A 25148-nucleotide genomic window follows, 5' to 3' on the forward strand; every position below is an offset into this window, starting at 1 on the left:
ACCTTGCGCGGCTCAATGACGTCGGACCCTACTCCCGCCAGACCTCGGCCAGCTCTTCCGCTGTCACCAGGTCGACCTGGCCGTGGAAGCGGGTGCGGTACATCGTCATGAGCGCGTCGTGGCCGACGTCGGACGAGCTGCACAGCGCGTCCTCGACAAGGACGATCCTGAAGCCGAGATCGACGGCGCTCAGGACCGTCGAGAGCACGCAGACGTCCGTCTCCGCGCCCGATATCACGACGGTGCCGACGTTCTTCTCGACCAGCAGGCTCGCAAGACCGGGATTGCTGAACGCGGAATAGGCCGGCTTGTCGATCATTGCCGCCGGCGGAACGAAACGTGCCAAGGCCGGCACGAGCTCCAGAGCCGATGACGGCAGATGCCTGCGCGTCGCCTGGCGCCAGCGGCGGAAATAACTCTGCCATTGCCCCGGGCGGTCCTCCGGATCCTGCGGGGTGATGAAGCGCGTGAAGATCGTTCTCTCCGCGTGGCGCGCAACGACCGAGACGACCGTCGGCAGCACCCGTTCCATCCAAGGCGTCGCCCAAAGGCCATCGGGGGCGAAAATGTTCTGCATGTCGATGCACAGGTGAACGGCGCCGCGGATCTCGGCAACATCGGACATAGCGTCCCTCATCGTCCTCCACCTTCAAGCGCATTCGGCGACCAGTTGCGAATGCGGGGCGAGGGCTTTGGTTCCGAATCGCGGCGTGCAGCGCGAGGTGGTGCGCTCGGAGGACGGTCGCATTTACTGCGATTTCAATGAGTTATCGAGGACTATCAATGCATAAGGGGCGCATATCAACCGACCAGTATACGGAGCAGGCTGTTCAACATCGGCCCTGCCTCCTGCTCGCGAGACAATGCAACATTTCAAATCAGCAGGTCATGATGCGCAGCTACAGGGGCGTGATGGGGTCCGTTATTGCCATGGTTGGCCGCGGGATCGTCCAGTGCGTTGGGTAGGATTTTGACGAGGATATCGAGGGTGGCCGCCTGATCGGGCTTGGCGCGTGGATCGAGCGGAATGTGGACCTCTCTAGGTTCAATCCTGACGATGGGAGTGAAAGGAGTTGCGTCGCTGTCGAAGCGGAACACCCGATCTTGATCGGCGCCGCCGGTTTCGAACGCAGCTTTAGCCGGCTGTGCGGCCACCGACGCGATTGCGGCAGGTTGCGTAGCGTGCTGCGAGTTTCCGTTCCCTGCACTATCGCCTTTTGTGGCGCTCGATTCGGCAATTTCAGCTGCTGCTGATGCCTTTGCGGAGGTCGAGTGTGACGAGTGTGAATTGTATCCTGAATTACTGTGCTGCAGGTCAGCCAATTTTGCCGTGGCCACTGCTGCCGACGCGCTTGCGTTCGATGCACGATGATTGTCGCCATCGCCGACACTCATCTCGGACATGAAGACAGTTTCAGCCAACTCCGTGGTTGTCGCCTTTACAGGCTCCGGCTCCGCGACGTTTTGCGTGCTACCGCGATCCGCGCTAGCGGCCGTTGCAACACTTTCGTCAGCCTTTGGGCCGTGAGCAGAGGTCGAGTGCCCCCATTTGTTACTCTGCTCCACGCCGCTGGGCTGTGCCATCTTCGCTGACTCGCGCGTATAGGCTGGAGTCCAGGAATGATGCTCATTGTCATTGCCGAGGCCATTGCCGGGTGTCGCCTTTGCTTCGGCCGTCTCGGTGGCCGCCTTTGCCGACCCTCGCTCCGACGCGTGCGAGTTGCTGTCGTCCAGACCGCCTGGTTCGGCCGCTGCTGCTGGCCCTGACCAATCGTCCGATGCCAGTGAATCATGAGCGTTGTCCTTGCCGGCGCGATTGCCCGATACGGACTTCGCGTCGGCCGTCTCCGTGGCCGCCTTTGCCGACCCTCGCTCCGACGCGTGCGAGTTGCTGGCGCCCAGGCCGCCTGGTTCGACCGTTTTCGCTGGCCCGGACGAATCGTCCGAAGCGAGTGAATCATGCGCGTTGTCCTTGCCGGCGCGATTGTCCGGCATGGACTTCGCTTCGGCCGTCTCCGTGGGTGCCTTTGCCGACCCTTGCTCCGACGCGTGCGAGTTGCTGTGGTCCAGGCCGCCTGGTTCGGCCGTTCTCGCTGACCCTGACGAACGGTCCGAAGCCGGTGGATCATGCGCGTTGTCCTTCCCGGCGCGATTGTCCGGCATGGACTTCGCTTCGGCCGTCTCCGTGGCTGCCTTTGCCGACCCTCGCTCCGACGCGTGCGAGTTGCTGTGGTCCCGGCCGCCTGGTTCGGCCGCTTTTGCTGGCCCTGACCAATCGTCCGAAGCCAATGAATCATGCGCGTTGTCCTTGCCAGCGCGATTGCCCGGTATGGACTTCACGTCGGCCGTATCTCTGGCGCCGGCCATTGCAGACATTTGCTCGGGAGCGTGCTGCGGCCCTTCGCGGTCGTCCCTGTGCGCTGTCGCGAGGCTCGATTCACCAAAATCGGCTGCTTCCGATGCGTTTTTAGAGGTTGAATGCACCGGCTTGCCATGTTCCGCGCTGCCTGTTTCTGCCGTCTTCCCTGACCTTCCCGAAGGATCCGAAGCCGGGGATTGATGCTCGTTCTCATCACCGACATCACTCCCAGGTTTGAAGCCACCGTCCGTCTGCTCCGCACCTGTTTCCTTTGCAGGCCATGGCTCCAGAACATGCTGTGAGTTACTGCCGCCCGCGCTACCGGCCGCTGCGATGCTGGGGCCGGTGCCTGCATCGTTCCGCTGACTCTTCAATGTAAGACTTTCAACTTCCGTTACCACTGCAGCATGAGCAAGCACGATCGGTGATATGCGAGCCGACCCCTCGGTCCCATCGACGCTCTCTTCCGTTGTGCGGGCCGGCGCGAATTCAGTCCTCAAGCCGGCATCAGCCAGACTGTCCCAAACTCCAGCGGTCCCGAATGTGCTCTCTCTCGTCCCGATACTTGCATGGGCACTGTCGGTACTCAGAATAGCTTCGATTGCAATCACGGATGTCAGCGCTTCTTCGAGCTGCTCCAACGTGAGAGCGGCCGCCGCGGCTGTCGGCTGGCCGACAAAATCCGATTCTGCGATGGATACCATTCCCGGCAGATGGATTTCCAACAGGTCGCGGTCTCCGATCTCCAGAACATGATCGGTCGCATTCACATAGACGATCGTTTCATTGGTTGTGGAGTTGAAGATCCAAGCGACGGTGTGTGGCGGTATGGACTTGCTTGCTGCTGTCATATGAAGCCTGGCAAGGGCTCCGAAAGCCGCAAGATTGATCCTGCTCGGCCCAGACGCGAAGTTGAAGACAGAGTCGGAAGAGGTAGAACTGGAATCGGTCGGGTCGCGATGAACAACGTTTTCAGCGACGTTGCCGCCCATCAGCTGATCGTGGCTATATCCGCTACTGCCGGCATCGTGACTGAAGTGCACGAGGCCGGCAAGTTTTTGGAGAGTCTCCCCTACGGTACCATCACTCGAGTGGCCCCGAGTGCCTTCTCCGGCGGCGCTTTCATTTTCAACGACCACAAACGCGGAAGGCAGGCGAGAAGCCTGCGCAAGGAAACCCGGGACTGAATCGTCTACATGATGATCGTCGGCATTGGTGCTCGCAGCAAGTTTGGTGGCAGCATTGTATCCGGTAACGTCCACGAAGCTGTCGAGCGGCGCTTTGGCCGGGTCATGCGACGGCAATGCCAAATGGGGATCGCTGAGTGTGTAGATCAACGCACCGGTGAGGGTGGCGAAAGTACCATACCCTCCGTGAATCAACGTCGGATTGGATGTCAGCCGCGAGAATAGATGTTCCGCGGTGGAGTCACCTCCAATCTTCGCGTCGTTCATTCCTCGCAGGAAAGGTGTGGCCAAGCCGGGCGTGCTTGAACCAACAGAACTGTAGTCCTTCCACGATTTCGAGCCTGCGGATTGCTCAGCGGTGCGAGGCGCTTCCATTGCCGAAGCCGCGGTCGAGATTTGGCTCGCCCCGACGCCTCTCTGAGTGAGCGACGGCTTTTCGTCGGAGTCCGCGACGATGGCGTGACGGAGGATAGCTCGGTTCCAGAGCTCATATTCGGCATACTCCACCGCGGGGCCGGTGCTGTCGTCATGCGGAAGCATGTCGTTTGCCTCCGACGCCTTGAGTTCGTCCGCAATGGCGACCGCCAGGAGAGCCAGCGAGAGCATTCCGAACCCGGACGGGCGTTGTAGCAATGCGAGGGTGGCGAGCACCGTCCTGTTGGTTATTTCAAGCTTCTGAAATATGTTGTGCAGGTGTACTTTAACGGTTCCATCGGAAACGTTTAGCTGGTGCGCGATCTCCTTGTTCGACATTCCTTGTGACACCAGTCGTACAATTTGACGTTCGCGCGGCGTCAATAGCTCCAGCAGGTTGTCGATTTTGCTGCTGTCGGTTTTCTCGACGGTTGGCGAGAGATCGGACTGCTCCAAAAAGCTACGCTTCGTCATCAGTCGCAGCGATCGCAGCACAGCGTCCGGTGCGACATACTTCGCGATTGCATCACACGCGCCAGCAGCGATGGCCAAGGCTAGATCGTGGTCCGTGTCGGAATCTGTAAAGAACACCAGGCGCGTGGGCAGCCGATCAGCTTTCGCAATGGCGAGGATCTCGGATGCCGTCAGATCTGGCAGGGTGTCAGCAAGAAGTGCAACGTCGGGTCTCAAACTCCGCATCGCTTGGATGCAGCTTGTCCCGTCGCTGCACGACGCGATGACGTCGAAGTCCGGCTGTGCCCCGAGTACCGACTCAAGCCCCCGTAGAACGATCGGCTGTCGATCGACGATCACAAGCCGGATGGGCTTGAATATCCGCTCTTTCGCAGACGTGTCTAACATGGACCCTGCCTCGACCCGGCCGTCTATGTCCTTCGGCATATAGCCGAGACCGAGTGAGGTCATTAAAATACAACGAATAGAATAAAGAAAGAGATTTAATCCGGTTTAACCATATCTAAAATCGCGAATTTGACGTGCAAATGTGCCCATTTGCCGTAAGTCCTATCCTTTTGCCGAACAGTACGGCGACGCCAAGCCGTTGGGTGGGCTTCGAGTGGGGCACACAAACGGCTCACGGCCGTCATTCCAACGCTATTGGTCCCGGCGGCCAGAACGCCATCTTGGAAATTGTCCGCCCCTGAGACGAGACTTTCAGAGCGCGCTCGCGATCCGCGCCTGGCGCGCTTCACAACTCAAGGCCGATCAGCTGTTCGGAGAATGATCGTTGGCTGGGATGCTGTTCAGCCGCAGCGCAGGCTGCCGTCGGCGAGTCGACGACATCAATTGCAGGTCAGCGACAGGTCTGTATAAGCGCAAGCTGGAGTCGCGGGCGCAAGCCGTTCCTGCGATTGGCAGACCAGCGCATGCTAGCCTTCATCGCAGGAACCATATCTGTGGTTGCCAGTTGACTGCTGTTGAGCTGCACGCCGGACAGCAGCTCGACGAGCCGGCATGAGTTCTCGCGCCGAACATCCGTCGGGGGTTGATCCCATGATGGACCACGCGACCAGGGTTGGTAATCGGTTGTTAGCAGCGTTGCCGCCGGCGGATTTTGCTTTGCTTGCACCTCATCTGCGGAAGATCGTCATCGAGCGCGATACGGTGCTCGTCCGATCAGGCGATCGGATCGAACATCTTCTCTTCCCCCTGAGCGGCGCGATAGCCACTATCATGGAGCTGCCGAACGGGCAGACGGTCGCCACGACGATAGTGGGTCATGAAGGGGCTGTGGGTCTGACGTCAGCGCTTGGCGCATCCCACTCGCCCGTGACGGCCGTTGCTCGCATCGCCGGGACCGCGCTGCAGATCTCGCCTGCGCAATTCCTGACAGCGCAACATTGCAGCCCCGCCGTCGCTGCGATGGTGCAAGTGTTCACGAGATCGTTGCTGACGCAACTCCAGCACGTGGCTGCCTGCAACGCATTACATTCTGTCGAAGCCCGCTTGGCGCGCTGGCTGCTTCACATTCACGATCGGGCAAATGGCAGCGATCTCCTCCCGCTGACCCAAGAAACGTTGTCGGAATTGCTGGGCGTCCGCCGCACCACCGTCACACATGTCGTGAGCACAATGCGGACATCAAGAGCACTAAGATCCAATCGACGTGGCCAGCTTGAAATCGATCGGCCGCGGCTCGAAGCCATGGCATGCGAATGCTACAAGGTCATGAGCCGCAGAATCGATCGGATCGTCTCGCAGAGCACGGTCGGGCTCGTTCATAGGCCTCCAGCGCGGAGCGCCTCCCGCTCGCCTGGCGGCCGAATAGCCGGGACAGGCTCTTAGAACCAGTTCGTTTTCGCGAACCACCCCGCATGTGCCCGCGCCATTCGGCAAACCGCGCGAGGCTCGGTCGCTGCAAACGTCCGATCCTGCGCGGCATTTTTTTCGACTTTGCGGCCGGCTCCCGGCCGAAGCGAACAATGGACGAAAATTCCTGTCATCCACTCGCCTTGGGACGCTCGTCACAACAGCCCGACTTCTTGCGAATGAGCGGTATGGCCATGAGCTTTGCCTGTGCGAAGCCGGAAGGCCCACCCGCGGTCCGAGCGGGGTTGTTGGCGCTGCCTGCCTTGCGCAGCTTGCGCTGAAGATTCTCCTCTCGACCTACCCGCTCTCTGAGCTTTTCAAGTTCCGCAAGCTCTGCCACCAGCGCCTCGAGACGTTCTCGAAGCAGCGCCGCAGGACTCTCCGCTCGAACGCGGATATTCATGACACGCTCCTGATCGAGGTCTTGAGAAGAAGTCGCATAAGGTCAGGAAAAGTATGTAATTCACCACAATCGCATGAACATTTCGCAGTGTTTACACCGCAAATCGCGCTGCGGCGGTGCAACAAGGGACGACTCGGCCGGAGTTTAAGAAAGGTCCAGCCCTGCCAAACCGTACGGCGCCGCAGGCTCACGCATGGGCTGAGAAGACTGCTATCGGCTGGATTCGGCTGCACTCGAAATCCTGGTGTTAGCTCCCGGACACTCGGCCTTGCGCTTTTCCTCGTCTTCTTCTGCGCAATCGAGCCCACCACTTGCGTTTGGAATTCCAGAGCTGCCGCCGGTTGCGAAAGGCCCTTTCGCACTGCCTCCGCCACCGCCAGACCCGCCGCTACCGCCGGATCCGCCACCGGCTGCCCCTCCTCCGGCGCGAGATGATTTAGCAGAGCCCCCGCCAGGGGCTCCCCCGCCCCCTGTGGACCCGCCGCTGGAGCTCCCCGGTCCCGATACGGACGACCGGTCGTTATCGAAGAACGACGATTGCCTCCCATCCTTCTGCGTCACTCCACGCAGGCCCCCCGAGCTTGCAATGGCTCCTGAGGTCAGGGAAGTGGATAGAAGCAGAGTCATCACTGGGGGTGTTACGGCCGCAAATCTTCCGCAGGTTTTCAAGAACGCCCGCCGGTCGTCATCTTCGTTGCCGTCCCGGGTCACAACACGCTCTCCTCGGTTTAAAATATTAATTACGGTATTATACATTAAATGTATTTTCAACCGATAATTTTCTTTATGTGAGTGGTGTTTCTTGACGTGCGCCGTCAATTCATCGTGGGCAATTTCCGTACTCGTTCCTGTACTTCCTGGCCTTCGGGCGCAGCTTCGGAGTTGCGCTCGCCATTTAATACGATTAATTTGCGTTTTAACGGACGTCGAGCGCAGGGCTCGATTGCAACGGATGATGACGATGCCACTGCAATTCCACCGGTCTGTCCGCGACATGGAGATCTGGAGCGCAACCAGCGAGGGCTTCTCGTTCGTGATCAGCTTCGGAAGCCCGAGAGGCCCCGGCTTTCATGGCCGCGCCGGCTATTTGGCGAGTTGGCGTCCGCTCCACAAAAACCAGGCCGCAATCAAGATTGGCGGTTCGCCCTTTCGAACGTTAGCCGAGGCCGAAGGGGCCTGCAGCGACATGGCTGGGCTTCTGGCGCCACGATAACCCCCGCGCACGTTCGGAAGAGCCAGACACTCCCATTATTTCACGCTCGCCGGATCCTGATGCAACAGATCAGGGGGATCCATCTTACGTGACGCGGCATGCAGCTCGTTTCGCGAAATCGCCAATGCCGCGAGAATCGTGCGATTGCTGATGTCCAGCTTTTGGAAGATATGATGAAGGTGGACCTTGATCGTACCGTCGGCAAGGTTCAACCGACGTCCAATCTCCTTGTTCGATAGACCCTCCGACACAAGCCGCATGATTTGCCGCTCCCGGTCCGTCAGTTGTGCCAGGGGCTTCTCATCGGGGCGGGCCTCATCATTGGCTAGCCATGCGCTCGGCGAGGCCGCTGCTTGGCCCTGGGCGGCTTTCCGCAGGGTTGAGACCAGCATCTCGGCATCCGAATCCTTTGAGAGGACGATGCAGGCGCCCTCCAAGGCCAGCCTTTGCAACTCACAATCCGCCGCGACACCGGCGAAAAAGACTACCGCGGGACTTGGGCCTGAAGCGCTTGCGGGAGCGAGGATCTGCTGCCGGCTGACATCAGGCAGTGCAGCATCGACGAGCGCGACGTCCGGCACAAGAAATCGGATTGCCTCATTGCAGCTTGCGCCATCGCTGCAGGACGCAACGATCGTAAAATCACGCTGCGCTGCAAGAACGCTCCTGATCCCTTGCAAAACGATCGGATGTCGATCCGCGATGACAATTCTGGTGCGGTGCATGCTTCCCCTGCCTATCGCTAAGAACCCCCCGTGCAGCCGTTTAATCCAACAATTTCTTCGAAACGCGAGGATGACGGGTCCGCTCGGCGACAATGTCACACAGTCTCAAATCCTAGACAGCCGAACGTTCGACGACTGCGCCACGGTAACTTGACCGGCAAGTATGCGCAGCACCGTAAGAATGCGGTGCTCAACATTCGAGGCCGCAAGCTTGTAGACGAAAGCCAAATTTCGACAACGCATGATAGATTCGATCAGAAAATTCTCCCATAGAATGTCTAGGCGCACGGATCGGCTGCTGTGTCATGATGGTCAACATCTAATTAACTTCGCTGGCACCGTTATTACCAACGATATATTGGGTCATTCACGATTCAAATCTAACATTCGACGAAGTTTCGACGAACACGAGATCGTTCAAAAAGCCACGTTATTGAAGGGAGGAAAAGTAATACTATTCATCAAGGCGAAGCTGGTTAGTAAAGCACGAAAACGGCTGCGTCGCGCAGCCAGTGTAGCAACGACGAAATCCGGTCACCCATATTGGAGCTGCATATTCGTCAATTCAGCAACTTCAATGAGCGGTCAGGGAGGGCATCGTTGGCAATGAGTAGGTGGTCACATGTATTCTTCAGCAGTTTTGCGTCAAACTCATCAGGCTCTCATCATTCAATTCACTGAATTGCAGAACTTGCGTAGCCGCGTGTCGAAGGCCGAGCAGCGATTGCTTGCGCCGAGGCGACGAGCCCGGGGGCGGAGGGCGAAGCGACCGCTGGTTCGGAGGCACGGGCCCAGCCGGTAACTCCGACCACCACGCACACTGGCGCAGCGGCACGGGTGATCGTGCTTGCCGGACCCCGGTTTGACCTGATAAGCCCCCCTCCTGTTTCGGTTCGGAGGTAGTGGGGACGGCTTCCATGGAGAACGATGATTGGGCATCTATGACCACAGCTGAGCTGTGGCGACTCTACGATGAGGTCACTGCTGTTCTTAGTCGCAGGATGACCGCGGAAAAAGCCAAGCTCGAAGAGCGGCTTCGCAAGATCGAAGGTAAGACCGGGGGGCAGACCGAGGGACGTGCACGCCGCCCCTACCCTCCCGTGCTGCCGAAGTATCAGAACCCTAAGAACCCGTCCGAAACCTGGTCCGGCCGTGGTAAGCAGCCTCGATGGCTGAAGGCGCAGCTTCGCGCCGGCAAGAAGCTAAACGATCTCCTGATCGACCGTTCGTCCGCACAACGGCGCCGCCGGGCCGGCTGAACCTCCGACCGGTCCCTGGGACGGTGGTGTCAGGGCTGGGCCGCCAGGCGCCACTTTAGCGAGTGCTATCTTCTTTCCCGTTAGGACTGCCGTCCCCACCACCGTTGCCCTTGCCATTATTGCCCTGCACAACGTTTCCACCAGAACTAGCGATGGCGGATGAGGTCAGAGAGGTCGAAAGCAGCAGTGTCATCACGGGAGGAGTGACGGCGGCAAATTTTCCACAGCTTCTCAAGAACTCACGGCGGTCTTCACTATTGGAGTCGGTCGGGTTCATCGGCGCTCTCCCTGCGATGGCCATATAAAATAAGCGGATTTGGATGCGTCGCAAGTTAAATATGTTAATCTCGCCTTTTAAATTACTCCGCGCAAACAACACCTTGAGTACTATCGCATGCCGACGCTCCCGTCGCGGCGCATCGGTGAACTCCTGCGCAAAGCGAGGTCCAGAGGCAGATTATACCAAACGACTTATATGCACAGGGCGCGTTACTATTATATTTTAATTGCATTAAATGAGGCGGCACATCGCTCTTCAGCGCCGCTTCGGCGCGAAACGGGGCTAGAGCAGTCGCCGCACATGCGCCCAAGCGACTGCTTTCCCACCTGACGAAACCGAGAGGCGATTTCATGATCGGGACCGAGTCCGGTGTAGCGTTCGGGCAATTGCGGTCTCGCTTCGACACCACCTTACGACCAGGCTTCTCATTGCCACGTCTGGGCACCCTGATGAGCCGCGCCCTCACCGAAACTCTCTTAGACCTTTCGGAACTAACGGTTCTCACCGAGGCTGCGACCGGGGCCTATGCCGTGACGGCCGTTCTCGCAGCGATGGCCGGAGCCAGGCACGTTTATGCCTTTACGAAAACTACGCGGCACGGCACCTCGGCTGAAGCCATGGACCAGACCCTCAAGCTCGCAGATTCGGTCGGCGTGGCCGATCGCATAGACATCCTGGAGCAGATCACTCCCGATATCATCCATCAGACGGATATCGTAACCAACAGCGGCCATCTTCGGCCTCTGACCGCTGCGCTTATTGATGAGCTACCAAAGGAAGCCGTCATCGCCTTGATGTACGAGGCCTGGGAATTTCGCTCCGAGGACCTCGACATGGACGCATGCTTGCGGCGCGGAATTCCAATCGTCGGCGTGAACGAACGTCACCCGTCAGTCGATGTCTTCTCGTTTCTCGGTCCACTGTGCGTGAAGCAACTGCACGATAGCGGCTTATCCGCTTACAAGAATCGCATTGCCCTGCTGTGCGACAACGACTTCATTGGCTCGCTTCGCTCCGGTCTCGTGAGCTCCGGAGCGAGCGTGGACGTCTTCGAGGACGTCCAGAGCTTGTATCACGACCAATGGGACGCAATCATCGTTGCGCTGCGACCGGCGGCTAAGCCTCGCATCGGCGCGCCGGAAACAGCTCACCTCGTTGCGTGCGCGCCCCCTGGCGCCATTGTCGTGCAGTTTTGGGGCGACATCGATCGAACCGTATTGTCAGAAAATGGGTTGGGCGTTTGGCCAACAACGCCTCCGGGATCAGGGCACATGGGCATTCTGCTGTCCGAGCTTGGCCCCGAGCCGGTCGTGAGACTGCAGGCCGGCGGCCTGCGCGCTGCTGAATGGGTTCGGCGCAGCGGAGCTGTGTCGTCTGACGGGCTCGCGCAAATCGTTACCTGGCATCCGGATCAATCGTCAACTCGCGCTAGGCCCTCGCCTCGATGAGCTCAACGAGCGTGAGCGTCGCGGAGGCAAGAAACACTATGCGGCGCATGTCGAACGCGACCGCCGGCGCGGGTGACGATACAGGAAGATATTGCTCCGACCTAAAGCAAGCGATCGCGTCGTCGAAGCGAGCTGCTTCGTAAGCAAGATGATAGAACTTGCTGCCGCGCTTCAAGATACCTGCCACAGGCGATTGTGCGCCGATCGGCTCAATGAGCTCCAGGCGCGGACCGCCGCCTGATACAAACTGAATCCGAACCTGCTGGATGGGGTCCTCGAACATGGGGCCTTCAGGACTGTAGCCAACGACCGCGAGCTCGGACAGCTCCGCCGCGATCTTTCGACACGCCATTCCCACGTGATGAAACTGCAAATCCATGCGCTGCTCCTCCCTTCCCTGGCAGCCTAAGGAGACGGGCGGCGTCGAGCGGAATCTGGCTGGTTGCTCAAACAGTTTAACCCTCTCGTGCATCGAGGAGCAGCGCCGACCAGGCCTGTTTTAGCCGTGGATAGTCTGCGCGCGACATCCGAAACGTAATCACGTCGTCGCCGTTCCACCAAGCTTTCGGCGCAACCTTTTCAATTTGGAAGCCGAGGCGAATATGAAAGTTCTTCGCGGCTTTGTTCCGGCTTTGAACGTTGGCCACGACGGCCGAAAGCCCCAGCTGCTCGAATGCGAATTCGAGTAAAAGGTCGAACATCTCTGCCAGGAAAAGGCGCGCGGCAGGATCGACGATCAACCGCGCAACTTCGCCCTGTCCCGCCGCGAAATCCAGGTTCGCCAGCGCGATGCTGCCAGCCGGCTTCTTCGAGCGCTTGAATTCGGCAATGAAATAGTAATCGTCGACCCTCGCTTGATAGTTCCGGAAAAACTCTTCCTGCTGAGCCAAGGTCAGCTTCTCGCGGGTCAGGAACTTACCGAGAACGGGATCATTCCGCCAAGCGATGACTTGCGCGGAGTCCTCCAGCCGGAGCTCTCGGAGAAGCAGGTTATTTCCTCCGGGAAGCAGTTTGAGATTTTCGGCTTTCGTGGAAAGCGCGCTTGGGCTCACCGGCTCCGGCCTGATATGCACCATCATCTATTTATTATACCTTAATCAGTTATTTAAATACATTTAATTGACCCGAGCCATATCATCATTTAGCGTAGGGGACAATCACATCAAGTCGCTGTCCTGACGGAGGCTCGCCATTCTCGCTGCAGCACCCCAGCCGGACCGGCGTATCAATGATGCCGAACTCAAGTCCCTGGCGTTGTCAGGCGATGCCACGTCCTGGGGGCATCTTGTCGCCCGCTCGCGGCAAGCGACGAGCTTCTCCGAGCTGTTCTTTCTGTCGACGCTTCGAAAAAAGGCGGAGCTTTATGCACCCGGAAGCGTCCAGCCAAGACTCCGCCTCGCCCTCATAGGCGGCTACAACCTTTATCCGTTGCACGAACTGGTTGAACATCTGCTGGCCATTCGTGGGATCGAGTGCGAACGTTTCCTCGGCGAGTACGATAATTTCGTCTCGGAGATCCTTGACGGCTCGAGCTCACTGTACGCCTTCAAGCCGGATCTCGCCTTCATACTGCCGAACGCGAGCCACTGCCGGTTTTCAGGCTCGCTCCTCGATGACGTCGAACATCAGCGCGAAGCCGCAGTCCGCGCCGCTGAGCACCTCCTCAACCTCGCGCAGACTTTCACCGTGCGCTCCGGTGCGGCGGCGATCCTCGCCAATCTTGCGCTGCCCGACGGCCTCGATCTCGGCTCGTTTCGTTCACGTACGCTTGGCACCGACTGGAGTTTCCGAAAGGCGGTCAATCTCGAGCTCGGGCTTCGGGCCCCAGCTGAGGTGCAAATCTGCGACGTCGAGTTCCTCTCGGCGCAGCGAGGGATCTCAGCCGCGGCGGATGCGCGAGCGTGGTATGAATCGAAGCAGCTCGGCTCACCTGACTTTCTCGTCGACATCGCGCAAGAGCTAAGCCATCTGATCGCCTTCCGGAAGCAGAGCCCCAAGAAGGTCCTGGCGATCGACCTCGATCAAACGCTATGGGGCGGCGTGATCGCGGAGGACGGTATCGAGGGAATCGAACTTGGCGACTCGTCCCCCCGTGGTGAAGCGTTCAAGGATTTCCAGAGGTACCTGCTTGGACTTTCCCAACGCGGCGTCCTGCTTGCGGTATGCAGCAAGAACGACCATGCACGCGCAATCGAGGTATTCGAGAAACATCCTGAGATGGTTGTCCGGCTGGAGCACTTCGCGGCCTTCAAAGCCAATTGGGACCCGAAGTCGGACAACCTGCAGAGGATCGCGGAGGAACTCCGCCTTGGCCTGGACAGCTTCGTGTTTGCCGACGACAACCCGGCGGAAATCGAGATCGTGCGCCAGTTTCAGCCGTTGGTTACAGGTGTACTCCTCGGGCCGGACCCCGCCGAATTCATCGTTCGCATCCAGGCCGGACGTCATTTCGAGCCACGGACCATCACCGAGGAGGATCTCGAGCGGACGGCGCAGTACAGGCAAGAACGGCGACGTACGGAGCTCGCAGCGAGCGTCACCGACATGCCTGCCTACCTCGCCTCACTTGAGATGCGAGGCACGATCAAAGAATTCGACTCGCTCGATGTTCCTCGCATCGCCCAGCTGATCGCGCGCAGCAACCAGTTCAACCTGACGACGGCCCGTCGGTCCGAGACTGAGATTAAGGCGCTCCTAGGAAGGCCGGAGTACCGGTGCTTCACGATGCGGCTCGAGGATAGATTCGGTGATTCCGGGCTCATCTCCGTAGTCATTGCAAAGATCGATGGTGGCGTCTTCGTTCTCGATACCTGGCTCATGAGTTGCCGCGTGCTGAAGCGCCAGGTCGAGGACGAGATCATGAATGAGATTTTCCGGCTCGCAGCGGCTGCCGGCTGCACGAAAGTGCGCGGCATCTATCTCCCCACGGCCAAAAACGGGATCGTCGCCGAATTCTACGAGGAGTTTGGTTTCGCGCGTACGGAAGACTCCGCAACCCGAAAAGAGTTCGAGCTGGAGGTGAGGAAGTATCAGGTGCGTTCGACAAAGATAGATGTTGCCCGGAGAGCTTATGAAGCAGGCTGAAGTATTAGCGAAGTTGCAGGAAGTATTCGACGGAATCTTCCTCGAGAAGATCGCGGCCACCCCCGAGCTCTCGGCGGCGGACGTCGATGAGTGGGATTCGCTCATGCAGATCTCGCTCGTGATCGCCGTCGAGCAGAAGTTTCGCGTTCGATTTCGCGTTGGCGAGGTCGAGGCGGCGCGGAATCTGGGTGAGTTCGCCGACCTAATCGCGAAGCGGATGGAACCATAAGAGTTGCACATCGCGAGTGCGTTCGAAGCTGGGCAAACGGCACATCCCGCTGAGTGCACGAGATCCGTGACGCACGCCCGCTTCTTCAAGCTCAAGAGGAAGTTGACGGACGGCGCTACTCCAAAGTCAAAAACCGCTTCCGATTTAATATTTTTAATGTTATTTATATTGTTAAATACGAACCAACGTGACTGCCGCGACCGAAACTACAACCCGTACAGCTGGTGTTGCTATTTTAGATAGCATGTAGTCACGCTGACTAGCTGGGGGAGTACAACTGACGTGCCGGTGAAGTCCAATAACCGCCCCGGTATGGTAAGCGTCAGCGGGACGCCGACGCAGAACCAGACCTTGACCGCGACCGTGAGCGATGCGGACGGAGTGCCGGGCACCGTCTCCTATCAGTGGCAGCAGAGTGCGAACGGCAACTCGTGGAGCAACATCAGTGGCGCGACCGCGAGCACGCTGGTCCTCGGGCAGGCTCAGGTCGGCAGCTTCATACGGGTCACCGCCAGCTACACGGACCTCTCGGGCAGCACCGAGGCCCCGGTGAGCACCGCGACCGCCACGACAGTGGCCAACGTCAACGACCCCGGCGCTGTCACGATCAACGGCACCGCGACCCAGAACCAGACCCTGACGGCTAGCGTCGCGGACCCCGACGGCGCGCCCGCCAGCATCACCTATCTCTGGCAGAGCAGCCCCGACGGCACCACTTGGACGAACCTGACCGCCACGACCTCGAGCCTCACCCTCGATAGCAGCCTGGTCGGCAAGCGGATCCGCGTGAATGCCACCTACACCGACCTGTTCGGCGCCAGCGAGAATGTGACCAGCGCGGCCACGGCGACGGTTGCCGCTGCGAGTGCCACCACTACGCTGTTCACCACCCAGACGCCTGTCATCACCAATGCCAGCGACGGAGTAGGTTATGAGTTGGGGATGCGCTTCACCAGCGACACCTCCGGCTCGATCCAGGCAATCCGGTACTACAAGGCTCCGGGCGAGACGGGCACGCATATCGGCCACATCTGGTCGGCCACCGGCCAGGAGCTGGCGACGGTCACGTTTACCAACGAAGGCGCATCGGGCTGGCAGCAGCAGGCGCTCGCCACGCCCCTGACCATCCAGGCCGGCACGACCTACATCGTCTCTGTCAACATCAACAGCAACTACGTCTCCACCACGCAGGGCTTCGCCTCAGCCATCAGCAATGGTGGCCTGAACGCCCCGGTGGGTGCCGGCGTCTTCGACCTGTCCAAGGGCGCCTTCCCCACCAATGTCTATCAGAATGCAAACTATTTCCGCGACGTCGTGTTCGCTGCGGGCTCGTCACAGCCCAATAACCGCCCCGGTGTGGTAAGCGTCAGCGGGACGCCGACGCAGAACCAGACCTTGACCGCGACCGTGAGCGATGCGGACGGAGTGCCGGGCACCGTCTCCTATCAGTGGCAGCAGAGTGCGAACGGCAACTCGTGGAGCAACATCAGTGGCGCGACCGCGAGCACGCTGGTCCTCGGCCAGGCTCAGGTCGGCAGCTTCATACGGGCCACCGCCAGCTACACGGACCTCTCGGGCAGCACCGAAGCCCCGGTGAGCACCGCGACCGCCACGACAGTGGCCAACGTCAACGACCCCGGCGCTGTCACGATCAACGGCACCGCGACCCAGAACCAGACCCTGACGGCCAGCGTCGCGGACCCCGACGGCGCGCCCGCCAGCATCACCTATCTCTGGCAGAGCAGCCCCGACGGCACCACTTGGACGAACCTGACCGCCACGACCTCGAGCCTCACCCTCGATAGCAGCCTGGTCGGCAAGCGGATCCGCGTGAATGCCACCTACACCGACCTGTTCGGCGCCAGCGAGAATGTGACCAGCGCGGCCACGGCGACGGTTGCCGCTGCGAGTGCCACCACTACGCTGTTCACCACCCAGACGCCTGTCATCACCAATGCCAGCGACGGAGTAGGTTATGAGTTGGGGATGCGCTTCACCAGCGACACCTCCGGCTCGATCCAGGCAATCCGGTACTACAAGGCTCCGGGCGAGACGGGCACGCATATCGGCCACATCTGGTCGGCTACCGGCCAGGAGCTGGCGACGGTCACGTTTACCAACGAAGGCGCATCGGGCTGGCAGCAGCAGGCGCTCGCCACGCCGCTGACCATCCAGGCCGGCACGACCTACATCGTCTCCGTCAACATCAACAGCAACTACGTCTCCACCACGCAGGGCTTCGCCTCAGCCATCAGCAATGGTGGCCTGAACGCTCCAGTGGGTGCCGGCGTCTTCGACCTGTCCAAGGGCGCCTTCCCCACCAATGTCTATCAGAATGCAAACTATTTCCGCGACGTCGTGTTCGCTGCGGGCAACGTCATCTCACTACTTAGCAGTTCCACAGTCTATGTCAGTGAGACGGGAGGGATGGCTACCATCACCGTCGTACGCTCCGGCGACCTCCAATCTCAAGCAACCGTGGAGTACACGACGAACGAAATCGGCACCGGCGGCACAGCTACGGCAGGCCAGGACTTCATCCAGCCCACGTTTAATGGCCGGTCGAACACCGGTCAGGTCGTCTTCAACCCGGGAGAGAGCACCAAGAGCTTCACCATCTCAATTGTGAACGATCAGCTCACCGAGGGTAACGAGACGTTCGCGGTCGGGCTTCAGAATCCCGGTTCCGGCTCCCTCGGGACCCCGCGCACAGTGCTCGTGACCATCATCGACAACGACTCGCCCGTCGCGATCTCAATGGCGGACGCGGCGATAAGCGTTACCGAGAATACACAGACGGCAACGATTACGCTGCTGCGCAGCGGCAACACCAGTCAAACAGCTACTGTCGGCTTCACGACAAGCAACGGCAGCGCCCTCGCGGGTTCCGACTACACCGCCTCGTCAGGCACGGTGACTTTCGCTGCTGGCCAGGTGACCCAGACGATCACGGTACCGATCCTCAACGATGCGACACCGGAGAATGATGAGACCTTCACGGTCACGTTGAGCAACCCGACCGGTGCCACTCTCGGCGCTGAGACAACGACGACTGTGAAAATCCTGGATAATGACAACCCCAATCTCGGCAATCTGGCGGGCGAGACGTACGTGACGGGACTGGGCCAGGGGTATGCCGGCGGGCCAACGGCGATCGATTGGACTCCAGACGGCCGCTACATGCTGGTTGCCCAAAAGGACGGCGTGGTGCGTGTGGTGGATAACGGAGAACTTCGATCAACTCCGCTGATCGACATTTCGAGCGAGGTAAATGACGTCAACGATCGCGGATTGCTGGGTATCGCGGTGAACCCGAATTTCGCAACGGACCATTATGTCTACCTGCTCTATACCTACGATCCACCCGAAACGGCGGGCCAGCCCGGCCTTGCCGGCCCCGATCAGGCCGGCAACCGACCTGCTCGCCTGGTGAGGGTCACCGTTGACCCAACCACAATGATTGCCGATCCGGCGAGCGAGGTAGTGCTGGTCGGAAAGAACAGCATCTGGGCCTATACGAGCCGTCCCGACGTAAACAGCACAGGCGATCCGAGCATCGCTCCTTCCGGCATCGTCAACGGCACCACGATCACAGCTCCGGCGAGCCAGATCGAGAGTGGATCGCAGGACAACGATCCGGACCGGACCGGCATCCAGAACCAAAACATTCGTGACTATCTGGCGACTGATAGCGATTCGCACGGCGTAGGCGCTGTTCATTTCGGCCCGGACGGCTATCTCTACCTCACCGTCGGCGATGGCGTGTCGTACAACTTCGTCGACCCCCGGGGAGTGCGCGTCCAAGACATCCACAATCTATCGGGCAAGTTGTTGCGGATCGATCCCGTTACAGGTGAGGGAGTGCCCGGCAATCCGTTCTATCAGGCAAGCGATCCAAACAGTAATGCGTCGAAGGTGTTCTACTACGGTGTTCGCAACGCGTACCGCTTCAGCTTCGATCCAGTTACTAATCTTCCTGTGCTCGGAGATGTGGGCTGGAACAGCTGGGAAGAGCTGAATACGGGGCCAGCCGGCTCGAACTTTGGATGGCCCTATCTCGAAGGCCCCGACAGGACCGGCAGCTACCAAAATCTCGCGCAGGCAATCACCTTCTATAACAATGGCAATCGGAACAATACGTCAGACCCGCCCGCCGTATTTCCGATCCTGTCTCTAAGCCACGGGGCCCCCGACAATGCCCACGTGATTACCGCGGGAGATTTCTACAATCAGAACACCATTTTTTTCGACGATGTCCAAAACGGAACGATCTTCGCTGCGACCCTGAACGCAAGCCGGCAGGTCACCAGCGTCCAGTTGGTGGACAACGTACAAGGCATCGTCGACATGCAGAAGGGCCCTGATGGCTGGATGTATGGGGCCAATTTGATTGACGGCACTATCCGACGTTGGGTCGACCCCTCAGCGGTTACGGCGCTGGGGCTCGCAGCGTCGTCCTAGCAGGCGCCGGTCACGGCTTTCCCCATCGATGACGATCTGCTGGGGCGGCTTACGATTTCGGCCGATAAGGCGAGCTTTTGCACGATTGCGCGTCAGCGAACTACCCTGTCGTTTTGACCAATGATCGAGATTTCGGCGATGGACCTCAGACGGGCGAGCCGGCGTCGCGCCACCAATTCCGGACCAATGGTCAAATCGGCTCCACGGTACTCGCGCCCAAGGCTGAGATCTTGCGAAACTCCGCTCAAGGTGCCCGCCACATAGCGTTGAACCACTCGTACATACGCTTCGGCACCGACCATCACGGCTCGGCCAAAAATCCTATGCAAATCGTCCCCTGGTTCGTATCTCGAATGCACTGTCTCAAAGATCGGCCCGCTGTCGACGCCGGACGTGCATTCGTGAATGGTCGCACCGAGCATGTCCAACTCGTCGTTGACTACGGGCCAAAAGCTGCACGCGGTTCCGCGATACTGCGGGCTAATACCTGTATGCAGATTGATGCAGATATCGGTTGCAGAGTCGAGGACCGCATTCTTCACGACCGACGTGCCGTAAATAAGAATCGCATCGGGGCGTCTCTGCCGCAGGACTTCCAAGCTTGCGGTGCCGTTTATGCCCTCGACATAGTCGATTCGATCAGATGCATAGAATGTTTGAGCCTTTTGCCCCAACAGACTTTCAAGTGACCGAGTCCGGGCCTCATCGTCTCGAATCATCTTGAGAAAGACAGCACGGGTTGCCTTTCCTAAGAAACGCACCAACCCCTTCCGTACGGCGCGCCGCAGTCTTGTTCTCCGTGCTGACCGGTCCACAATGATGCGGTCAATGGAGAGTCCAGCGCAAAGCATGTTTGCGACATAACGATGTTCTGGGCCATCCCGCGTCAGAATCACTATTCTCTTTTGTTCGGGCTGCCCAGCTACCATAGCCAATCTCTCGCACACCGTAGTACAGGCATAATCCGGAGCTTGAACGGAATCTCTTCTGGCGCGGCGTTCCCCAGGCTAATCCGATAGAAAATGTCAGCCGCTGGTTTAAAGCGGTTGCTTTTCGCATGCACTAGAAAGATCGCCTTGTGATTACGCCGTGCGGCGCGCAGCGCACCTTCGGTCGCGTCCAATGCATTCCCATAAGGAATACTCAGGCATTGAACCGTTTGTCCCGATAACTTCTCCAGAAGCTCTCGGCTTTGCACGATCTCGGTCTCCAACTCGCTCGATGAAAGCGAACGAAAGAACGTGTGGCTCATCGAGTGGTTTCCTACTTCAATCCCTAAGCTCGCAAACCGCTTGATATCGGTGATATTAAGAAAAAGCTTCGATGAACGCCGGAGCTCCAATTCATTGGTGCCCATTGCGGTACACAGCTGCTGCTTCGCCTCCGCAATTTGCGCCTGAGTCCATTTTGAAATCACGTTGGCGATGAGCCTAGGGACTGATGTTGGTCCGGTTTCGCTGATGTTCAGGAGAGCTATCAGTTGCTGTTTACCGAGCACCACCGCTGCCAACGACAGGATATTATCCACTGGCAATCTGCTTCCGAGCAACGTTGTCGGATTGACGAAGAACAGCGAAGGTGCATTTGCCGTTTTAAGGACAGTACTCGCGGTATCGAGAACTGAGCGATATGCGTCATCGAAGGTGATCAGCAAAGGTTTACGCGGCAGAGTGCCACTTACAAGGTCCGATCCGCTCACCACGTCAAAATGACGCGCGAAATACTTGACGTGCTTCTCAAAAACCTCTGGCCTTGTAACAACTCCAAGCTTGCCGGTTAACGGGTCTTCATGGTCCGCGATATGATGATAGACCACAATGGTAACGTCGCGCCGCATCAGTGGCTATCCCTGGCGCGAGCGGGATAACGCGTCCCCTAACGGACGTTCCACAGCAGCTACCTCCTCTGGCAGGTTGTTGCGCGGATTGCCGCGCGCTCTCCTCACGCCGACATTGCTCCAGCCATTCACCCAACGTTGACGATGCTGCCAGACATAGCGCCAGTTTCGCGCCTTTTCACGCAAATCACTTCTGCCGGAGATCAGGCCGGCCGTTCCGTACGCAAGCAAGCGAAGGAGGGGGAGAAGCATGTAAAGTGTCTTGCCTACGAGAATCGTCGCAACAGAATTGTGGCGCCGCAGCAGCGTGATCCGGCCGGCAAGGACCTTGATGCGTTGCTCTGCTTGATCGGGCTCGGAAGACTGGCCGTAATGAATGATGGTAGCTGCAGGCGTGATGGTTGGGGATGCACCAAGCTTGCGCGCCCGGCGGCACAAGTCCGCTTCTTCACCGTACATGAAAAACTCGGGATCAAAGCCGTCAAGTTGCTTCCAAAGTTCGCGGTCTATGAGAAGAAAGCAGCCCGTGACAATGTCGACTGCACGAATGCTGTCACGCTTCCAACCACCGTATCCTTCGGGATTGAAAACCGAGCTGCTGCGCTTCAAGCTGGTCAGACCAGTAGCAAAACAGAAGATGCTCCATAAGGTGGCATCTCCCCAACAGGAGCCAGGATTCAAGCGGCCGTCAGACAGCACGGTGCGCCCGCCCCAGATCCCAAAGCGCGGATTCGCATCTGCGAACTCGTGCAGATGATCGATTGCATGATTCAAGATCAGGGTGTCCGGGTTGAGCAGCAGAAACCGGCGCCCCCGCGCCCGCATCGCGGCGATGTTGTTGGCGCCGGCAAACCCAAGATTTTCTTGCGACGCGATGAGCTCGAGTTGAGGGAAGTTTGCGCGAATGGCTTCCGGAGATCCGTCTGTTGAAGCGTTATCGAAAACGATGACTTCGTAGAGTACTGTCGTTGTTTGTGCAAAGACAGATCGAATACATTCGAGCGTCATGGTGCGCGTGTTGTAGCTCACGATGATGATCGAAATGTCGGGCTCAGCGGCCCGATAGATTGCATCCGACATGGGATTCAGCCTCATGCGATACGTCAGGCCCCCCTTCAATGTTCGACCGAACCCATCTTCGACAACCATCTCGCTCGAACGCGATTTGTCAGGCCCGTCCTTCCTGATGGTCGCCAAACCATCCGGAATTGGCTCATCAATGTGGTGAGTGCCTGGCGACCCAGGTCGGCCATGCTAAGTGCGCGCTCAGTCTTCCTCGTCTTCGGTATGGCATAACCGACCGGAACCCACTATTAAACATTTATATTATTAAATTGGTTTAATTTGCAAGTTATTATTTCCGGACGAGCGACCTTAATCCGAGAATGCAAGCCGCGGGGCTGGGGCAGGAAAATGGATCAGCGGATCCGAGGCTGAGGAAGCAAACTCCCCGGGACGAGCTGGCCATTGACGATGGTTGCACTCCTGACGTTTTCCCATTTGGTGATCGTCATTGTTCCGCCGCCCGCATTGTTGATCAGAAATGCGCCGTATAGGAACGGGCCAACGAAATACACATCCTTAAGGGAAACAGTGACGTTCATGCCATCGGGATGCATTCGCAACCCGTAAGGTCCGCCCCAGAACAGGACTTTCTCAAAGCTAACTGAGCCCCCTAATCCATCAGCGTAGAAGAATCCGGCCGTTGCATTGGTGTTGTTGTAGGTCTTGAATGTTGTATTGCGAACCGTGATGGCGTTGGTTTTGCCAGGATCATAACACTGAAGCCCGTCTGCGTGATCGCCCGGCAAACCTTTGGTTTCGATGTAGACGCCATCAATGTTGATGCCGCCAATACCGTCGGAGCCAATACACCGGAATCCCTCGTTGGATCGAATGCGGGAATTTTTCAGAGTGCAATCCCCGCAAACGACCGAGCTTCCATCGTTGTTGTGATCCCAGGAACGATGCTCGACGACTTCACCGTTGCTGAAGAACTTCCCGTAACGGGTGTATGGCTCGGAGGAATTTCCAGCAAAGCGGGGGTCATCAAATGAGAGTGGAGGAGCCGACGCAGGAGAAGGCAAACGCGAGGAGGCAGGACCTGGCGCTTGGCTGGAGGAAAGTGTTTGATCCGCCAGTGCGGAACCCGCGTAACACAAGCCGGCGGCTATTTGCGCCCAGCCAAAGCCTCGCCAACGCGATAATTTCTTCACAGATTTCCCCTTCAAATGATTGCGACCATGCGGATTGCGCGTTCACACCGCAGGCGATCTTCGCCAGAGATATTTCATTGAATGGTTGTCGGGTTCATGCTCCCTTCCCTTCGATTCTCGCCCACAGAATGTGGCGTGGCATTTGTACCCGAACCCAGCGATAGTGAACGCGCGACCATGGTTTGATTTCGGGTGATAGATTGTCGAGAACGAAATCGCCATTTCGCGTGCGCACGAGAAGCACGAGGTGGTGCTCTCCGGAACTGACGACGACTTCGCTCAGTAGCAGGACTCGCGCAGGCCAGCCGCGCCGAAGCAATTCGTGGCGCTTGCTCACGGCGTAGTCATTGCAATCGCCGTGCTTCGGGTTGAGGACCCATTCCTCGCCGGCAAGGCCGAGCTCGTTGCGCGCCGGCACGATGGCGAGATTGACCGCGCGATTGACCTCCTGCAGAGCCGCCCAGCGGTCCTCGGTCAGCCGGATCGGCCCACCGCGAAACGAGCGCGGCGGAAGACATTCCGCCTCGTAGCGCAGGCAGAACACCGTGTACGCAAGGGGCGGCAGCGTCGGGTTTCCCAGTTCAATGTGCTGCCCTGACCGCGGCGTCGCCGGCAAGGACATGCGCCCCGCCCCCGCCCATTGAACTCCGCCGAGCATGATAGCGACCGCCACGACGGAGCCGAAGGTTCGATACATCTGCCGATCCCCTCGCAAACGCAAAACTGAGGTTCGGATCCGCTGGCAGGCTGACACCGACAGTCCCGCGGCAACCATATTTCATCTTTAATTTATTTAATTTAATTGTCAATTAAATATAAGCAACAGGAAGAAATAATCCGTTTGCACATTACCCAGTACAGCCACAAGCAGATCGCCCCCGCAGACGCGTCCCGGCCCCGGCGCATCGCCGGCAAATAAGGCGACAATTTAACGGTTCCGACGAATTAATCGTTGATTTAATGTGCCCCCCGGCAGATCGTATTCCGAACGACCTCTCCGCCTCACAATCGAGATTGCACATGCCGGAAGAACTGCTCGTCATTTTGGGGGCTGAAGCCATCCTGCTTGTCTTCGTCACAGCGATGACTCTGCACAACAAGCGAATGGATGTGCTGAGCGGGCTGCACCGCCGGGCGGCTAGCTGGTCCGCCGGCCAACACAGCAAGCCTGCGCCATACTCGGTCCGTGCGCGCGCAGGAGCTTTGCTCTCGGCACTGACGACGGGGATCGGTACTGCCAGGCTCACCCCAGCCAATCTCTGGCGGCTGCTCAGACACGCCCAATCAAGCCTGACGAAGGTGCGAAAGCTGTCCACCCTTGTGGCTCGTTCCTGGCGGCCAGAGCCCCCTCAAGCCACGCCGTCCACCTCCAGCCTCATTGCAGGGGCTCGTCGTTAGCTCGGTGCTCGTTGATGCGGCCAACGTTGCGGTCTGCCCCGCATCGACTCGATCGATCTCGCGGCGCAATCTTGAGCTCCGGGCGGTCGAAGCCAAACGATAGGCTTCGGATGCAATGCGACGAGCGGCGAGCTATCCGCAGCGAGCAGCTCTCCTCGGTGTTCACCCAGCTCACGGCACGCCTGCAAGCCCGTCGTTATCTTTTCATTTGGGCTTCTTTTTTCGTCTTGAACATCAATGTTATTCGCAGCAATGGACAAACTCTTGAGATTCCTCTCAGCCCCGAGTGCGGGTCCACTCGGGGCTG

19 protein-coding genes and 1 pseudogene are annotated in these 25148 nt (G+C 58.8%); 7 read left to right on the forward strand and 13 right to left on the reverse strand.

Annotated features, from left to right (window positions below; translation table 11 throughout):
- Positions 1 to 28: 28 nt before the first annotated feature.
- Together I6F16_RS18400 and I6F16_RS18405 are read right to left on the reverse strand one after the other, a co-directional pair.
- Positions 29 to 637, reverse strand: a complete 609-nt coding sequence (locus I6F16_RS18400; protein ID WP_036013669.1) for a cysteine hydrolase — start codon at positions 635 to 637, stop codon at positions 29 to 31.
- A 236-nt stretch (positions 638 to 873) separates the two neighbouring features.
- Complete coding sequence (locus tag I6F16_RS18405; protein WP_225114957.1) at positions 874 to 4821, reverse strand: response regulator transcription factor; 3948 nt, start codon at positions 4819 to 4821, stop codon at positions 874 to 876.
- Positions 4822 to 5472: 651 nt separating this feature from the next.
- On the opposite strand from I6F16_RS18405, the gene I6F16_RS18410 reads away from it, so the two are divergent.
- A complete protein-coding gene (locus I6F16_RS18410) occupies positions 5473 to 6264 on the forward strand; it encodes a Crp/Fnr family transcriptional regulator (RefSeq protein ID WP_036013668.1) in 792 nt (263 codons plus the stop codon).
- 154 nt (positions 6265 to 6418) lie between these two features.
- Here the strand turns inward: I6F16_RS18410 and I6F16_RS18415 are convergent, their stop codons facing one another.
- The 3 genes and pseudogenes from I6F16_RS18415 to I6F16_RS18430 form a co-directional block, all read right to left on the reverse strand.
- The gene (locus I6F16_RS18415; RefSeq protein WP_036013665.1) at positions 6419 to 6691 is read right to left on the reverse strand and encodes a hypothetical protein; all 273 of its coding nucleotides are present in this window, start codon (positions 6689 to 6691) and stop codon (positions 6419 to 6421) included.
- 351 nt (positions 6692 to 7042) lie between these two features.
- Positions 7043 to 7447: pseudogene (locus tag I6F16_RS18420) on the reverse strand (hypothetical protein); the annotation flags it as partial.
- Positions 7448 to 7939: 492 nt separating this feature from the next.
- Entirely contained in the window at positions 7940 to 8629 is a 690-nt protein-coding gene (locus tag I6F16_RS18430) for a response regulator transcription factor (protein ID WP_225115157.1), read from the reverse strand.
- A gap of 917 nt (positions 8630 to 9546) precedes the next feature.
- Between I6F16_RS18430 and I6F16_RS18435 the strand changes: the two genes are divergently transcribed.
- Entirely contained in the window at positions 9547 to 9888 is a 342-nt protein-coding gene (locus tag I6F16_RS18435; protein ID WP_036013661.1) for an H-NS histone family protein, read from the forward strand.
- Between the two features lie 55 nt (positions 9889 to 9943).
- Here the strand turns inward: I6F16_RS18435 and I6F16_RS18440 are convergent, their stop codons facing one another.
- The gene (locus tag I6F16_RS18440; RefSeq protein ID WP_081493985.1) at positions 9944 to 10165 is read right to left on the reverse strand and encodes a hypothetical protein; all 222 of its coding nucleotides are present in this window, start codon (positions 10163 to 10165) and stop codon (positions 9944 to 9946) included.
- A gap of 353 nt (positions 10166 to 10518) precedes the next feature.
- Between I6F16_RS18440 and I6F16_RS18445 the strand changes: the two genes are divergently transcribed.
- Positions 10519 to 11616 carry a hypothetical protein gene (locus tag I6F16_RS18445; RefSeq protein ID WP_225115158.1) on the forward strand — a complete coding sequence of 366 codons (1098 nt, stop codon included), beginning with the start codon at positions 10519 to 10521 and terminating at the stop codon, positions 11614 to 11616.
- Here I6F16_RS18445 and I6F16_RS18450 read toward each other — a convergent pair.
- Positions 11597 to 11995, reverse strand: coding sequence for a VOC family protein (locus I6F16_RS18450; protein WP_225115159.1), 399 nt, complete (start codon positions 11993 to 11995; stop codon positions 11597 to 11599). The genes I6F16_RS18445 and I6F16_RS18450 overlap by 20 nt on opposite strands.
- A 76-nt stretch (positions 11996 to 12071) precedes the next feature.
- Positions 12072 to 12695, reverse strand: a complete 624-nt coding sequence (locus tag I6F16_RS18455) for a GNAT family N-acetyltransferase (RefSeq protein WP_225173918.1) — start codon at positions 12693 to 12695, stop codon at positions 12072 to 12074.
- A gap of 175 nt (positions 12696 to 12870) precedes the next feature.
- On the opposite strand from I6F16_RS18455, the gene I6F16_RS18460 reads away from it, so the two are divergent.
- The 3 genes from I6F16_RS18460 (at position 12871) to I6F16_RS18470 (ending at position 19390) form a co-directional block, all read left to right on the forward strand.
- Complete coding sequence (locus I6F16_RS18460; RefSeq protein WP_225173919.1) at positions 12871 to 14700, forward strand: HAD-IIIC family phosphatase; 1830 nt, start codon at positions 12871 to 12873, stop codon at positions 14698 to 14700.
- A complete protein-coding gene (locus I6F16_RS18465; RefSeq protein ID WP_036025692.1) occupies positions 14687 to 14929 on the forward strand; it encodes an acyl carrier protein in 243 nt (80 codons plus the stop codon). Before I6F16_RS18460 ends, I6F16_RS18465 begins: the two co-directional genes overlap by 14 nt.
- 282 nt (positions 14930 to 15211) lie before the next feature.
- A complete protein-coding gene (locus I6F16_RS18470; RefSeq protein WP_225173920.1) occupies positions 15212 to 19390 on the forward strand; it encodes a DUF4082 domain-containing protein in 4179 nt (1392 codons plus the stop codon).
- 92 nt (positions 19391 to 19482) lie between these two features.
- Here I6F16_RS18470 and I6F16_RS18475 read toward each other — a convergent pair whose 3' ends face one another.
- The 5 genes from I6F16_RS18475 to I6F16_RS18495 form a co-directional block, all read right to left on the reverse strand.
- A complete protein-coding gene (locus I6F16_RS18475; protein ID WP_225173921.1) occupies positions 19483 to 20151 on the reverse strand; it encodes a formyl transferase in 669 nt (222 codons plus the stop codon).
- Between the two features lie 161 nt (positions 20152 to 20312).
- Positions 20313 to 21227: a polysaccharide deacetylase family protein gene (locus I6F16_RS18480; protein ID WP_225173922.1), complete on the reverse strand. Its 915-nt coding sequence runs from the start codon at positions 21225 to 21227 to the stop codon at positions 20313 to 20315.
- A 6-nt stretch (positions 21228 to 21233) separates the two neighbouring features.
- On the reverse strand, positions 21234 to 22307 hold the full coding sequence (locus tag I6F16_RS18485; RefSeq protein ID WP_225173923.1) for a glycosyltransferase family 2 protein: 1074 nt from the start codon (positions 22305 to 22307) through the stop codon (positions 21234 to 21236).
- Positions 22308 to 22645: 338 nt separating this feature from the next.
- Entirely contained in the window at positions 22646 to 23443 is a 798-nt protein-coding gene (locus I6F16_RS18490; protein WP_225173924.1) for a hypothetical protein, read from the reverse strand.
- Positions 23444 to 23537: 94 nt separating this feature from the next.
- Positions 23538 to 24140, reverse strand: coding sequence for a transglutaminase-like cysteine peptidase (locus tag I6F16_RS18495; RefSeq protein ID WP_225173925.1), 603 nt, complete (start codon positions 24138 to 24140; stop codon positions 23538 to 23540).
- 323 nt (positions 24141 to 24463) lie between these two features.
- Here I6F16_RS18495 and I6F16_RS18500 point away from each other — a divergent pair, with 323 nt between their 5' ends.
- The gene (locus tag I6F16_RS18500) at positions 24464 to 24841 is read left to right on the forward strand and encodes a hypothetical protein (RefSeq protein ID WP_225173926.1); all 378 of its coding nucleotides are present in this window, start codon (positions 24464 to 24466) and stop codon (positions 24839 to 24841) included.
- The last annotated feature ends 307 nt before the right edge of the window (positions 24842 to 25148 follow it).

Source organism: Bradyrhizobium sp. IC4060 (genome assembly GCF_020193715.1).
Taxonomy (GTDB): domain Bacteria; phylum Pseudomonadota; class Alphaproteobacteria; order Rhizobiales; family Xanthobacteraceae; genus Bradyrhizobium; species Bradyrhizobium yuanmingense.